Here is a 13,588-nt window from a genome sequence, read left to right as displayed (position 1 = left end):
GATCGTCATGGCCCAACTTCAGATAGCGAGAACCCGATGACCTCGATTTCCGCCGGACAGCGTGGCGCGTCCGGGCCGGCCGCGCTGGATTCTGCGCACATCGGCGACATTGTCGGAGCCTTCGGCCGCATCGCCCGTGACGACGCCGGCGCATTCAGCGGCCGGTGGCGGCGATTGCGGACCCTGATGGTCATCACCGGTCCCGGGTTGATCGTGATGGTCGGTGACAACGACGCCGGCGGCGTCGCGACCTATGCGCAGGCCGGCCAGAACTACGGGATGAACCTGTTGTGGACGCTGGCTTTGCTGATCCCGGTGTTGTACGTGAACCAGGAGATGGTGCTGCGCTTGGGCGCGGTCACCCGGGTTGGACACGCACGCCTGATTTTCGAGCGCTTCGGAAAGTTCTGGGGCGCATTCAGCGTCGGTGATCTGCTGATCCTGAACGCCCTCACGATAGTCACCGAATTCATCGGCGTGGCACTGGCATTGGGATTCTTGGGCTGCCCGAAGGCGGTTGCCATCCCCGCCGCCACCGTATTGCTGTTCGCCGTGGTGGCCGGTGGCTCGTTTCGGCGCTGGGAGGGGCTGATGTTCCTGCTGATCGCGGTGAACGTCGTGATGATCCCGATGGTGTTGCTGGTGCATCCAAGTCTGAAAGTGGCCGCCAGCGGCCTGATCCCACAGTTCCCGGGTGGGCTGGACGCCACCGTCCTACTGCTGATCATCGCAATCGTGGGTACCACGGTGGCGCCCTGGCAGTTGTTCTTCCAACAGTCCAACGTGGTGGATAAGCGCATCACAGCACGCTGGATCCCTTATGCACGAGCCGATTTGATTGTCGGAATCGTCGTGGTCATTGCCGGGGCGACGGCGCTGATGGCGGTGACCGCGTTCGGTCTGGCCGGAACCACGGACATCGGCAACTTCACCGACGCGGGGGCGGTTGCTTCCGGCCTGGGGCGCCACCTCGGCAACACGGTGGCGGTGCTTTTCGCGATCATCTTGCTGGACGGATCGCTGATCGGGGCCAACGCCATTGGGTTGGCCACCACCTATGCCATCGGTGATGCGATGGGCAAGCGGCACTCACTGCACTGGAAAATCAGCGATGCGCCATGGTTTTACGGCGGCTACGCGTTACTGCTCGGGGTATCGGCCGCGGTTGCGTTCAGCCCCGATCACGTCCTCGGCCTGGTTACCCAGGGCGTGCAGGCGCTTGCCGGCATCCTGTTGCCCTCGGCGACCGTGTTTCTGGTGCTGCTCTGCAATGACAGGGCGGTGCTGGGGCCATGGGTAAACACCGTGCGGCAGAACATCGTTGCGTGGGCCATCGTGTGGTCGCTGGTGTTGCTGTCGCTGGCGCTGACGGCGACGACGCTCTTCCCGGCCGTGTCCACGGCCACCCTCGAGGGTGGGCTCGCGGCCGGCGCATTGGTCGGTGGCATGGGCGGCGTGCTGGCGATCATCGTCGGTCGGCGGCACGTCGGGCGCCGCGAGGCGGAGCTGGTCCCGTCGCTCACTCACGCGCAACGCCGGGCCCGCGGCCAGCAGGACCGGCTGAACTGGCAGACGCCAGACCTGGCTTTCCTTGCCCGCCCGTCCATGTCGCCGATTCGTCGGGTCGGGCTCTTGATCCTGCGCGGCTACCTCGTCATGGCCGTCGTATTTGTGGTGATCAAGATCGTTCAGGCCGGCATGGCCTGACGGTTACGGCGAATCATTGGGCAGCAGAACAATTTTGCCGTGCGTGTGCCGGCGTTCGAGTTCCTCGAAGGCGTCGGCCACCCGCTCCAGCGGATAAGTGGCGGCGATGTCGAAATCGACGGCGCCGGTGGCGATCAGGTCGGCGATCTCGGCGAGCACTTCCGGTGTGGATGCGTCGGTGCTGCCTTCGGTCTTGGCGCCGACTTCGCCGGCCTTCTGGAAGGAAATGATGGTGTCGATGCGCTCCGGTGCCACCCCGAGGTCCACGGCGAGCTGGACGTAGTCCGGGCCGAATAGGTCGATGAACGCGTCGATTCCGTCCGGTGCCGCCTCGCGCAGACGCTCGGCCAACCCCTCGCCGTAGGCGATCGGGACGACGCCGTGTGTGCGCAGCCAATCGGCATTGCCCGCTCCGGCGATGCCAAGCACCTTTGCCTTGCGGAGGACCAACAGCTGGACGACAAGACTGCCGACACCGCCGGCAGCCGCCGAAACGGCGATCGTCTCGCCCGGTTGCGGCGCGACCGCGCGGACAGCTGCGTAAGCCGTCGCGCCGACGACGTACAGCGAACCTGCTGCCTCCCAGCTCAATTGCGGAGGTTTACGGATCAATTGGTCCACCGGGACGGCAGTGTGGGTGGCATGGCTGGATCGCGCGAAGCTGAAGCCCAGAACCTCGTCGCCGACCGCGAATTCGGTGACCCCGGGCCCGGTCGCCGTCACGACACCGGCGAGGTCGCTGCCCTCACCGGAGGGAAAGGTGGCGGGGAACATCTCATGCATCGCCCCCGACCGGATCCCGGCCTCGCCGGGGTTGATTCCGGCGGCACGAACCTCGACCACGACCTCGCCCTGGCCGGGCGTCGGCATGTCGATATCTCCCACGTACAGCACGTCACGGCCCCCGTAACGGTCGAACCGTACGGCGCGCGCCACTGCAGTCGTCATCTCGATCTCCTTACCGCGCGAATCTAACCTGTCAGCCCCAGCCCCTCGCCAGCATAGGTGCGAAGGAGTGCCCGTCCGTTGGTGCGTGCGCGTATGTTCATATGCGCTGACCTTGTTGCCGCTGGAAGGAGTGCCCATGGAACGTGCTCGGATGAGTGTCACCGGTTGGGCGGTCGCCACCGTGGTGGTCGGCATAGCGATCAGCGGGTGCGGCAACAACAGTAAAACGTCGTCTCCCGCCAAGAGCGCCGCAACGACGGCGGTGAGCACCTCGGCCGGGCCTCCCCCGGATTACAGCGCGCTCCTGATCCAGCCCAATGACCTCGGCGGAGACTTCACTGCCCCCGATCCTCCGGTGCTGAATTTCAATAACACGACCGGTGTGGCGCAACTGTTCGTCAACGCCGACAACAACCGTCGAATCGGGGACACCATCTTGATCGTCGACAATCCCGCGGTAGCAGCGGCCGGCCTGGAGAACACCAAAACGAACTACGCGAAGAAGGTCGCCGGCACGTGGCAACCCGTCGACGTCGGCTCCAACGGTGCGATGATCTCGGGCACGTCGCCGGACAATTCGCAGTCGATCACGGTGTTGTTGTTCACCGAGGGCCGCGCGCTGGTCAACCTCGAATTCGACGGCGCGCCGGGCGACCCCATCGATCCCGGGCTGGCAACCGACATCGGCCGCAAACAAGACGCCGCGGTCAAGAACGGCTTGCACAGTTAGGCTTTCGGGCCAGACCAGAGACCGAGCAGCTGCAGATCCGAGACGTACTTATCGATCAGCGCCGCCGACAGGTGCGGAATGTCTTTGTCCGCCCCGATTTTGGCGGCCTGCACGGCACCACGGAACACATCCGTCGGAGCCGGCGCCCCGCGCAACGGTGTCTCGGGTTTACGGTAAGCCTCCAGCAGAGGCAGCACCGACTGCTGACGCTGCTTATCGGGTAGGGCCCGAATAGCGGTTTCGAATCGCCCGAGCCATTCGTCGTAGTCGTCGATGCGACGGATATCGTGACCGGCGGCGATCAACCAGTCCACGAATACGTCCAGCGAGATGCCATCGTCGTGTGGGTTCATCACGTCGAAAGATCGATAGCTGCCGGAATCCTCAGCGGCCGTTGCCGTCTGCTGACCGAGCGTGGTGATCGACTCGGCCACGAAATCGGCGGGCAGGCCGTCGAAGTGTGCGACGGCCCGGTTTCCCTGGGCATCGGTCTGGTAGAAGGAGAACGGCGCGATACCGGTCACCAGTAAGCTGAATATCAACCGGGTGAACATATCTGGCACATTCAGCTGCCCGGCATAGTGGCTGTGCGCGAGGATCAGGTCGGATCGGAAGACCGCGACCGGCAATCCGCACAGGTCGTGTGCCTCACGAAGCAGAACCTCGCCGCCCCACTTGCTGTTCCCGTATCCATTCGCGTAGCTGTCGTCGATGGGGCGCACCGGGCTAACGGTGCGGATATCGCCGTCTTCGAGAAATTTGGCGGGATCGACCGACACGGCGACCGAAACGGTCGAGAGATAGGTGATCGGCTTGATCCGCGCCGTAATCGCCAGGCGAATCAACTCGGCGGTACCCACCACATTGGGGCCGAACAACTGGTCGTAAGGCAGGACATGGTTGACCAGCGCGGCCGGGTGGACGATCAAATCCACGCTCTGCGTGAGGCGCTTCCAAGTCGACTGGTCCACACCAAGATTCGGCTCACCGATATCGCCGACGATGACCTCTAGGTGATCGGCTGCCAAGGTGCGGAACCGCTTCAGCAATTGCGGGTCACCGCTATCGAAGACAGCCTCCAGCCGCTTGGTGGCAGCTGCGGTGTCCGTGCCGCGGATGACGGTGATGAGTTTTCCGCCGGTTTCGGCAAGCCGCTCGAGCCATTCCAGGGTGAGGAAGCGGCCGAGGTAGCCATTGGCGCCGGTGAGCAGAACCGTATGCGGTGTGCCGGTCGCGCGCGGCAAGGCCGGGGCTTCGGCCAAGGTCTCGGCGTCGATGAACTTGTCGAGGGTGAGCTCGGACGCGCGGGCCTCGGTAGCGCCGCGGCCGTGCACGGTCGAGAATGTGGGCCTCTTGGAGCCGGATTCACGTTCGGATTCAACATATTCCGCGAGTTGGCGTAGGTCGGACGCCGGACTGATGATCTGGCCCACCGGCACTTCCACGTCGAAGATGTCGTGCAGCAGATTGGAGAAGGTCAGTGCGGACAGCGAGTCGCCGCCCAGGTCGAGGAATTGGGTGTCTGGTTCCGGCGGGCCGCCGGCCAGGCCCAGCAACGCCTCGGCTGCACGCGTCAGGGTGTCTATCACGGGCCGATCCGCTGCCCCCTCGCGCAGCGCGCGCAACTCTGCCGTCCGGGTGGCGGAGAGTTCGGCATAAAGCTCTTCCAGCCGTTCGCCGTAGTGTTCCTTGAGTTTTGGCCGCAGTAGCTTGCCGACGCCCGACAGCAGGCCGTTGTCTTCGCTGAACGGTTCGGACTCGACGAGAAAGTCCGCGGGTATTTCGTAGGATTGCAGCTCGGCGAGTTTGGCGGTGCGGCGCAACGATTCGCTCAACGCGGTCTTGAGAGCGTCGGGATCGCCGGCGAACCGTTCGTTGGCTTCGACGGTCGGGACCGCGACGGCCAACAGATAAGCGCGTTCACTGTTGCCGTACACGAAGATCTGGCGGACCAGGGCCGCGCTGCTGAACACCGCTTCCAGCCGTGCCACGGCGACGAATTCGCCCTGCGCCAACTTCAGCACGTTGTTGCGCCGGTCGACGTAAACGAGACGATCCGGGCCGAGCTCGGCCATGACGTCGCCGGTGCGGTAGTAGCCGTCCGGGTCAAACGCATTCGCGGTCACATCGGGGCGTTTGAAATAGCCGTGGAAAGCCGTCTCCGACTTCAGCAGCAACTCGCCGCGCGGATGAGGCTTGTCGGTGTGGAAATAACCCAACTCGGGCACGTCAATGAGTTTGTAGTCGAGCACCGGGGGCCGGCTGACCACACCGTCTTTGAAGACCATCCCCACCTCGGTGAGGCCGTAGCCGTCGAGCACGTGCACATCCAAACAGGACTCGATGAAGGTCTTCATCTCGGCGGCCAGTGGCGCCGTGGTGGAGAAGCTGGTGATGATTCGCCCACCAAGCACCCGTTCGCGCAGCTCGGCTTTCGCCTCTACATCCGCGGACTCGGGTTCGGTGCCCTGACCGACGAGCCGCTCCACCGCACTTTGGTAGCGCTGGTACAGCATTTCGACGACGCGGGGCACCATGCCCAATTCGGTGGGGCGTACCAGATTCCAGTCGTCGAACAGTGTGGACAGGTCGCTCTCCGGCACGAAGTAGCTGGTGCCGCCCGACTGGAACGACGACGCCAACGGTATCCGCCCTCCCACGTGATTGAGTGGCATGAAGTTGACGTTGAACACCGGGATGTCGGCGAATTCGGGATAGAGCTCGTTGGTCCACAGCTTCAGAACCATGCGCTCGGTGTACATCGCACCTTTGGGCAGTCCGGTGCTGCCCGACGTGTACATGATCATGGCCAGCCGCTCGTCGGTTTCGCCGGTGTACATCGGCTCCGGCGGCAACGCGCGGCCACGCTCGAGCAATTCGTCGAAGGTCTCGATGGTCACCGCCATGCCGGCGTCTGCCAGCGTCGCCCGCGCACGTTTCAGGTTCTCCCGCTGGTCGTCAATCTCGGGCCGGTAATCGAAAACAACGAGGCGCCGCAACGACGTGCTGCCCAGGACCGCCTCGACGGCAAGGTCGAGATACCCGGCCCCGGTCGCGAGCACCTGCGGTTCGGTTTCGGCGATGATCGGCTGCAACCGCGAGGCCGTTGCGTTGTGTTGCAGGGGCACCGCCACCAGGCCGAGGTAGCCGCATACCAGATCGAGCGTCAGATACTCCGCGCTCGCGAAACCGACAGTGGCGACAATGTCGCCCGCTGTCACCGGATGGGCCTCGTTGTGCCGCCACGCCGCGGCGACGGCACCCACGTTGGCCCACAAATCGCGGTAGCTGATGGTGTCGAATCGGGGCAGTAGCTGGGTAGTCGTGCGGCCGGTGGCCGGATCGGTCGTCAGCTGGCGGGCCCGCCACCCCACTGCGGGGCGGTCGCCATATCCTTCCGCGAACATCTGCAGGATCTGCGGGAGTCGAAGACCAGGCTGGCGCGCCGCAGCTTCCAGTGCGAGATCCGGCTTGGCATTGCGGAATTGCTCGTCGGTCCCCTCCAGCCGGAGGATGCGCTCAGCTACTCGTTCTCGCGCCGTGGCTCCCGGACCCGCAACAGTGCCATTCTGGTGCTTCGCAGCTGTAGTCATGTCCAGCCTCTCGTTCGGACGACTCCCTAGCCGAAACCCCCCGGCCGCTACGAGTCTTCCACCCGATCAGTGTGACGGTCGCCACACCCTTGCTGAGCGCCTCAGCGAGGGCGGCATGATTCCCGCGTCACAGATTTGCTGGTGCCCGACGTACCCGGGACCGCTACGCGACGACCTGGATCGGGTCGCCGACATTCACGTTGTTGAAGTACCACGCGGCGTTGTCCGGGCTCAGGTTGATGCATCCGTGGCTGACGTTGGAGTGGCCCTGCGAGTCAACCGACCATGGAGCCGAGTGCACGTAAACACCGCTCCAGGTGACCCGCACCGCGTACTGAGCGGTGATCTTGTATCCCTCCGGCGAACTCAGCGGGATACCGATGGTCCGCGAGTCCATGACCACGCTGCGTTGCTTCTCGAGCGCGGTGAAGTTGCCTACCGGTGTCGGGCGGGTGGGCTTACCCATCGAGGCCGGCATCGTGCGCAGTATCTCCCCGTCTCTGCTGACGGTGAAGGTGTGGCCGGAGATGCTGGCAATACCAAGGAATGCGTCGCCGGTGTCGAAGCCCGTTGTCAGCTCTTGCACGCCCACCGACACGTGGCTGTGGGTGGGCCAATACTGGTTGGGAACCCATTGCACGACATTGTTCTCGGGCCACTCGAAGTGTCCGGACATGTTGCTCGGCGAGGCGACGTGGATGGACCGCTCGGCGGCGGCGCGATCGGTCACCGGCGCGGCGAATTTCACCACCACCGGGTGCGCAACGCCCACCACCGCGCCGTCGGCCGGCAAAATCGAGGCAACCGACGGGACTGGTTCGGGTACCGGGACCGCGGCGAGCGCGCGCGCTCCGGACCCCACCACGCCCAAGCCCGTGATCGCGACCATAACAAATAGATAACGAGCCCCACGACGCATGGCGTCCACCCTCCGAGACGGTGCGATCAACACACCGATATCCTACTGGCTGTCTGGCTGATACGGGTTTTAGCAAACAATTTCACTCCCGCCCGGTCACTACGATAACGATCCGATCACCGGTTCAGTTCGATCCCGTCACGGGGCGGCAGCCGGCGAGGAGGCGGGCACGACGCCAGCGGATGGCTACATCCGTCCGCACGCGCGTTCGGCGGCATTGGTGCTGGTCGACTTGCAGCGCGACTTCCTCGATGCCCCGGGCGGTGATGCTCCGATGCCGGTTGCGGGTACCGGCGCGGTGATCGCGGCAATTGCTAAGTTGGCGAGAACCTTCCGCCGGCGCGGACTCCCGATCGTGCACGCCGTCCGGCTTTACCGGCCGGACGGGTCGAACGTCGATCTGGTTCGCCGGTGCGCGATTGAGCAGGGAGCGCGAATTGCCGTGTCGGGCAGTCCCGGTTCGCAGATTGCCGCAGACTTGGTGCCCAAAGTCGTTGAGCTGGACGTGATGCACAAGCCGAGGTGGGGTGCGTTCTGCGACTTCCGCATCGTGCAGGTGTCTGACGCGATGTCGGGTCCTCGACGTGTCCGAGACGCTGGATTGGCTGGGGGACTAGCGAGGCGTTAACCTCAGCGGCATCGGTGCCCGGAGACCGAGGAGGTGCGGGTGCTCTTCCGTCAACTTGAGTACTTCGTCGCGGTCGCCCAGGAGCGCCACTTCGCCCGGGCCGCCGAGAAGTGCTATGTGTCGCAACCCGCGCTGTCCGCCGCGATCGCCAAACTCGAACGGGAGCTGAACGTCACGCTGATCAACCGCGGGCACAGCTTCGAAGGCCTAACCCCCGAGGGTGAGCGACTGGTGGTGTGGGCCAAGCGGATTCTGGCTGAGCAGGATGCGTTCAAGGCCGAGGTGCACGCCGTGCGGTCGGGGATCACCGGAACGCTTCGGCTGGGTACCGTCCCCACCGCATCGACAACGGCATCCCTGGTGCTCTCGGCTTTTTGTTCGGCACATCCGTTGGCCAAGGTACAGATCCATTCCCGATTGGCCGCCACGGAACTGTACCGGCGCTTGCGCGAATTCGAGCTCGACGCCGCCATCGTGCATGCGTCTCACGACGATGCCCAGGAGGTCGACCTGGTGCCGCTTTACGCGGAGCGCTACGTGCTGCTGGCACCGGCGGACATGTTGCCGTCGGCAGCGTCGACGCTGCGATGGCCGGATGCCGCCCAGTTGCCGTTGGCATTGCTCACCGCGGACATGCGGGACCGCCAAATCATCGACGACGCCTTCGCCGGCCACGGCATCACCGTCACCCCGCAGGTCGAAACCGACTCGGTGGCTTCGCTACTCGCGCAGGTCGCCTCAGGCAACTGGGCCTGCATCATTCCGCACACCTGGCTGTGGACCTCGCCGCTAATCGGAGAGATCCGTGCCGTCGAAATGGTCGATCCGGTGGTGAAAGCCGAGATCGCCCTCGCCACCAATGCCGGGGGGCCCGGATCACCAGTTGCCCGCGCGCTGATCGCATCCGCGCAAGAGCTTTCGCTGGACGACTTCTTCAACGCCCAGCTGCTGGGGGTCACCCACCGGCGCTGACCGCAGCCGGCCGAGTGGCCGCGCTGGTCGGGTTCAGATTCGCCAGATGTCCGCTTTCCACCCCGGCCGACGGGTCGAGTTCGCAGTCGATGATCGACGGCCCGTTCGACGCGAGCGCGTCGGTCAGCGCCGACTGCAGCTCGGCCGGGGTGGTGACGTGATATCCCTTGCCGCCGAACGCTTCCGCGAGCAGCTCGTGACGTGCACCGGCGTTGAGCACGGTGGGGGCCGGACTGTCTCCGGCCGGCTTTTCGTCGCCGCGGTAGACACCACCGTTGTTGAGGATGACGACCGTCACCGGTAGCCGGTAGCGGCAGATGGTCTCGATCTCCATGCCGCTGAACCCAAATGCGCTGTCACCTTCGATAGCCACAACGGGCTTACCGGTCTCGACGGCGGCGGCGATGGCGTAGCCCATGCCGATGCCCATCACGCCCCAGGTTCCGGTGTCGAGGCGGTGTCGCGGCAGTTCCATGTCGATGACGTTGCGGGCCAGGTCCAGCGCATTGGCGCCCTCGTTGACCACGTAGACATCCGGATTCGCTTGCAGCACTGAGCGAATCGCGCCGAGTGCGTTGTAAAAGCGCATCGGGTGCGGATTCTCGGCGAGGCGCTCACGCATCTTGGCGTCGTTGCGTGCTCGGCGCTCGGCCAGCTCGTCGGTCCAGTCCGCCGGCACATTGACCGGATGGGCGGTCAGACCGTCGCGCAACGCGGAGATCACCGACCCGATGTCGCCGGCCAGTGGCGCCGCGATCGGCTGATTGCTGTCGAACTCCGAGGCCGCGATGTCGACTTGGATGAACTTGGCGTCGGCACACCATTGCGGCGACTCGCCATGGCCGAGCAGCCAATTCAGTCGTGCGCCGACGAGTAACACCGCGTCCGCGCGGGCGATGGCCAGTGAGCGCGCAGCCGCCGCGGACTGCCGGTGCGAGTCGGGCAGCAGTCCCTTGGCCATCGACATCGGCAGGAACGGAATTCCGGTGGACTCGACGAATTCCCGGATCACGGCATCGGCCTGCGCGTACGCGGCACCCTTGCCGAGCACGATCAGCGGCCGGCGCGCCTGCGCCAGGACGTCCAGTGCGCGATCTACGGCCTCCGGTGCCGGCAGCTGGCGGGGCGCGGGGTCGACGACCCGCCACACGCTCTCGGCTCCCGCCGCGGCCTCCATGGCCTGGCCCAGCACCGCGCCGGGGATGTCGAGGTAGACACCGCCCGGTCGGCCGGAGACGGCGGTGCGGATGGCGCGTGCCACGGCGCGACCGATGTCCTCCACCCGATCGACTCGGTATGCCGCCTTCACGAAGGGCCGTGCGGCATTGAGCTGATCCAGGTCTTGGTAGTCACCGCGTTGCAAATCGACCAGCGCTCGATTGCTCGATCCGGAAATCTGGATCATCGGGAAGCAGTTCGTGGTGGCGTTGGCCAGTGCGGGCAGGCCGTTGAGAAATCCGGGCCCAGATGTCGTCAGGCACACCCCGGGGCGGCGGGTCAGAAAGCCCGCGGCCGCGGCGGCATTGCCGGCGGAGGTCTCCTGCCGGAAACCGATGTAACGCATTCCGGAGTCCTGCGCGACTCGGGCGAGGTCGGTGATCGGGATGCCGACGATCCCGTAGATGGTGTCGATGTCGTTGGCTGCCAGCGCATCGACGACCAGATGGAAGCCGTCGGTCAGGGCAGCGTTCTCCGACCCCGCCGGCGCTCCGGAGGATGTTGCCGAAAGTGTGGTCATGTCCCGACTCCTCGTGTGTCTATGCGTGTTGTTCATCACTGTGGTCGGGCGTCCCGCCGGTGTCCAAGACCAAGCCGCTATGCAGCGATTAACGCTGGTTATCGACCGCTGGTCAACGGCGCGAGGCACGCCTCGATAGCTCCCGATTATCAATCGTGAGCTGAACAGTATTGGACGAAGATGCAGGTTTCTCTGCATCGTGCAATCAGGTGCTGCTAGATATCGACTAATACGGAGGACCACCGCGATGACTGACTTGATCACCTACGTTCCGGAGGCGGAGTTGACCGACGAATTCCCGAGCATCGCCGATTTGGTCGCGGCGGCGGCAACCCGTAGGCCGGAGGCGCCGGCGCTCGTCGTCACCTCCGATCGCATGGCGGTCAGCTACGGCGAGCTGGTGCGGCTGGTGGACGACCTGGCCGGGCAGCTGAAGGACGGTGGCTTGCGCCCGGGGGACCGGGTCGCGCTGCGGTTCGGCAGCAACGCCGAATTCGTCGTCGCCTTGTTAGCGGCGTCGCGCGCGGAGTTGATCGCGGTTCCGCTGGATCCGGCGTTGCCCGTCGGCGATCAGCGCGTTCGAAGCGAGGTCGCGGGCGCGGGTGCGGTGCTCGTCGACAGTGCGGGACCCGCCGCCTTGCAGGAAGCGGGATTGGTCTGGTGGCCGATCGCGGTGACCGTCGGGCGCGACGGTAACCCTTCGTCGGTCCACCTGGACGCCGCGGCAGCGCCGAATCGAGACGTGTCGACACCGGACGGGCTCCGGGATGACGACGCGATGATCATGTTCACCGGCGGCACCACGGGCATGCCGAAGATGGTCCCGTGGACGCACGCGAACATCGCCAGTTCGGTGCGGGCCATCATCGCCGCCTACCAGCTGGGCCCGCAGGACGCGACGGTTGCGGTGATGCCGCTTTACCACGGCCACGGTCTGGTCGCCGCGCTGTTGTCGACGCTGGCATCCGGAGGGTCGGTGCTGTTGCCCGCGCGCGGGAAGTTCTCGGCGCACACCTTCTGGGACGACATCGACGCCATCGGGGCCACCTGGTACACCGCGGTTCCGACGATTCACCAGATCCTGTTGGAGCGCACCGAGACTGAGCGGCCGGACAGCGGACGGGCCGCATTGCGCTTCATCCGCAGCTGCAGTGCTCCGCTCACCACGGAAACGGCCAAGGCGCTACAAGACACGTTCGGCGCCACGGTGGTGTGCGCTTTCGGGATGACCGAGGGCACTCATCAGGTCACCACCACAGGGACCGATCAAAGCGAAAACCCAGCTGAGACAACCGGTTTGGTGGGTCACTCGACCAGCCCACAAATCCGGATCGTCGGGTCCGACGGACAATCCCTTCCTGCCGAAGCCGTCGGGGAGGTCTGGCTGTATGGCCCGACCGTGGTGCGTGGCTACCTCGGCGATCCGGCCATCACCGCCGCCAACTTCGCCGACGGCTGGTTGCGCACCGGCGATCTGGGCTCACTGTCGACAACGGGTGACCTGAGCCTCCGCGGCCGGATCAAGGAACTCATCAACCGCGGCGGCGAGAAGATTTCGCCGGAACGCGTCGAGGGGGTGCTGACCGGTCATCCCGACATCCTGGAGGTGGCCGTGTTCGGGCTGCCGGACAAAATGTACGGCGAGACGGTGGCCGCGGTGATCGTCGCCCGGGGATCGACTCCGCCGAGCCCCGAGGAGCTTACCGAGTTCTGCCGCGAGCGCCTGGCGCCTTACGAGGTGCCTGCAACCTTCCTCCAGACCAGCGAGCTGCCGCACACCGCCAAGGGCTCGCTGGACCGCCGCGCTGTGGACCAACAGTTCGGTCGCGGCGCGTGAGAAGGGCTGTGCGGCAACCTTACTGGGCTGACGATGTCACGTTGCCCCAGGCGGCGCGTGCGCCCGAATCGCCGACGCGGTAGGTCTGTACCAGCGTGGCCACGGCTGCGATGATCACCAGCACCCCGACCACGGCATGCAGTGTGAGTTTCATGTCCACACCGCGCGCCTCCCGAACGTGCAGGACGGCCAATGCCGCGATCGTCGCCGCCAGCGCCGCCACGATGTAGATCAGGGTTGACCCGAGTTGCTCGTGGTTCGTCAGGACCGGCGACGGCGTACCGACGCGAGCGGACAACCAGACGCCCGCGCTGGTCGTCAACGGGGTCAAGATGAGCGTGCCCACGGCCAGCAGCAGAACCAACCAGATCAGCCGGCGTCGTGCTGCGGGCCACACCACACACAGGATCGCCAGGATTGCTGCCAGCGGACCTAAGACGACGACGAAATGATTGAGCAGGATATGGGCAGGTAGTCCATTGAATGTCGACATAATCGAGTCCGGGATCCCAATCT

At 65.2% G+C, this 13,588-nt stretch carries 10 protein-coding genes; 5 read left to right on the top strand and 5 right to left on the bottom strand.

Features of this window, described 5'->3' with window-relative positions:
• Window positions 1-36: 36 nt before the first annotated feature.
• Window positions 37-1,707 carry an NRAMP family divalent metal transporter gene (locus tag ACTXG5_RS05035; RefSeq protein ID WP_445162643.1) on the top strand — a complete coding sequence of 557 codons (1,671 nt, stop codon included), beginning with the start codon at window positions 37-39 and terminating at the stop codon, window positions 1,705-1,707.
• A gap of 3 nt (window positions 1,708-1,710) precedes the next feature.
• Here the strand turns inward: ACTXG5_RS05035 and ACTXG5_RS05030 are convergent, their stop codons facing one another.
• On the bottom strand, window positions 1,711-2,655 hold the full coding sequence (locus tag ACTXG5_RS05030) for an NADP-dependent oxidoreductase (RefSeq protein WP_445162642.1): 945 nt from the start codon (window positions 2,653-2,655) through the stop codon (window positions 1,711-1,713).
• Between the two features lie 136 nt (window positions 2,656-2,791).
• Here ACTXG5_RS05030 and ACTXG5_RS05025 point away from each other — a divergent pair, with 136 nt between their 5' ends.
• A complete protein-coding gene (locus tag ACTXG5_RS05025; RefSeq protein ID WP_445162641.1) occupies window positions 2,792-3,385 on the top strand; it encodes a hypothetical protein in 594 nt (197 codons plus the stop codon).
• Here ACTXG5_RS05025 and car read toward each other — a convergent pair.
• Together car and ACTXG5_RS05015 are read right to left on the bottom strand one after the other, a co-directional pair.
• Window positions 3,382-6,978 carry a carboxylic acid reductase gene (gene car, locus ACTXG5_RS05020; protein ID WP_445162640.1) on the bottom strand — a complete coding sequence of 1,199 codons (3,597 nt, stop codon included), beginning with the start codon at window positions 6,976-6,978 and terminating at the stop codon, window positions 3,382-3,384. The two genes, ACTXG5_RS05025 and car, sit on opposite strands and share 4 nt — an antisense overlap.
• Before the next feature lie 163 nt (window positions 6,979-7,141).
• On the bottom strand, window positions 7,142-7,897 hold the full coding sequence (locus ACTXG5_RS05015) for a L,D-transpeptidase (protein ID WP_445162639.1): 756 nt from the start codon (window positions 7,895-7,897) through the stop codon (window positions 7,142-7,144).
• A gap of 220 nt (window positions 7,898-8,117) precedes the next feature.
• Between ACTXG5_RS05015 and ACTXG5_RS05010 the strand changes: the two genes are divergently transcribed.
• Entirely contained in the window at window positions 8,118-8,525 is a 408-nt protein-coding gene (locus tag ACTXG5_RS05010) for a cysteine hydrolase family protein (protein ID WP_445162638.1), read from the top strand.
• Between the two features lie 39 nt (window positions 8,526-8,564).
• The gene (locus ACTXG5_RS05005) at window positions 8,565-9,497 is read left to right on the top strand and encodes a LysR family transcriptional regulator (protein WP_445162637.1); all 933 of its coding nucleotides are present in this window, start codon (window positions 8,565-8,567) and stop codon (window positions 9,495-9,497) included.
• Here ACTXG5_RS05005 and oxc read toward each other — a convergent pair.
• Window positions 9,481-11,235, bottom strand: coding sequence for an oxalyl-CoA decarboxylase (gene oxc, locus ACTXG5_RS05000; RefSeq protein WP_445162636.1), 1,755 nt, complete (start codon window positions 11,233-11,235; stop codon window positions 9,481-9,483). The genes ACTXG5_RS05005 and oxc overlap by 17 nt on opposite strands.
• Window positions 11,236-11,482: 247 nt before the next feature.
• Here oxc and ACTXG5_RS04995 point away from each other — a divergent pair, with 247 nt between their 5' ends.
• Window positions 11,483-13,072, top strand: coding sequence for a FadD7 family fatty acid--CoA ligase (locus tag ACTXG5_RS04995; protein ID WP_445162635.1), 1,590 nt, complete (start codon window positions 11,483-11,485; stop codon window positions 13,070-13,072).
• Between the two features lie 19 nt (window positions 13,073-13,091).
• On the opposite strand, the gene ACTXG5_RS04990 is transcribed toward ACTXG5_RS04995, so the two are convergent.
• Window positions 13,092-13,565: a DUF2231 domain-containing protein gene (locus ACTXG5_RS04990; protein ID WP_445162634.1), complete on the bottom strand. Its 474-nt coding sequence runs from the start codon at window positions 13,563-13,565 to the stop codon at window positions 13,092-13,094.
• Window positions 13,566-13,588 lie beyond the last annotated feature (23 nt).

This window comes from Mycobacterium sp. Dal123C01 (assembly GCF_052566995.1).
Note: the sequence above shows the minus strand (reverse complement) of the source record. Positions and strands in the feature narration are given on the sequence as shown.

Bases quoted from the DNA above. Each gene is read 5' to 3' on its own strand.
- ACTXG5_RS05035 (WP_445162643.1), top strand. From the start codon at position 37: ATGACCTCGATTTCCGCCGGACAGCGTGGCGCGTCCGGGCCGGCCGCG.
- ACTXG5_RS05030 (WP_445162642.1), bottom strand. From the start codon at position 2,655: ATGACGACTGCAGTGGCGCGCGCCGTACGGTTCGACCGTTACGGGGGC.
- ACTXG5_RS04990 (WP_445162634.1), bottom strand. From the start codon at position 13,565: ATGTCGACATTCAATGGACTACCTGCCCATATCCTGCTCAATCATTTC.
- car (WP_445162640.1), bottom strand. From the start codon at position 6,978: ATGACTACAGCTGCGAAGCACCAGAATGGCACTGTTGCGGGTCCGGGA.
- ACTXG5_RS05025 (WP_445162641.1), top strand. From the start codon at position 2,792: ATGGAACGTGCTCGGATGAGTGTCACCGGTTGGGCGGTCGCCACCGTG.
- ACTXG5_RS04995 (WP_445162635.1), top strand. From the start codon at position 11,483: ATGACTGACTTGATCACCTACGTTCCGGAGGCGGAGTTGACCGACGAA.
- ACTXG5_RS05015 (WP_445162639.1), bottom strand. From the start codon at position 7,897: ATGCGTCGTGGGGCTCGTTATCTATTTGTTATGGTCGCGATCACGGGC.
- oxc (WP_445162636.1), bottom strand. From the start codon at position 11,235: ATGACCACACTTTCGGCAACATCCTCCGGAGCGCCGGCGGGGTCGGAG.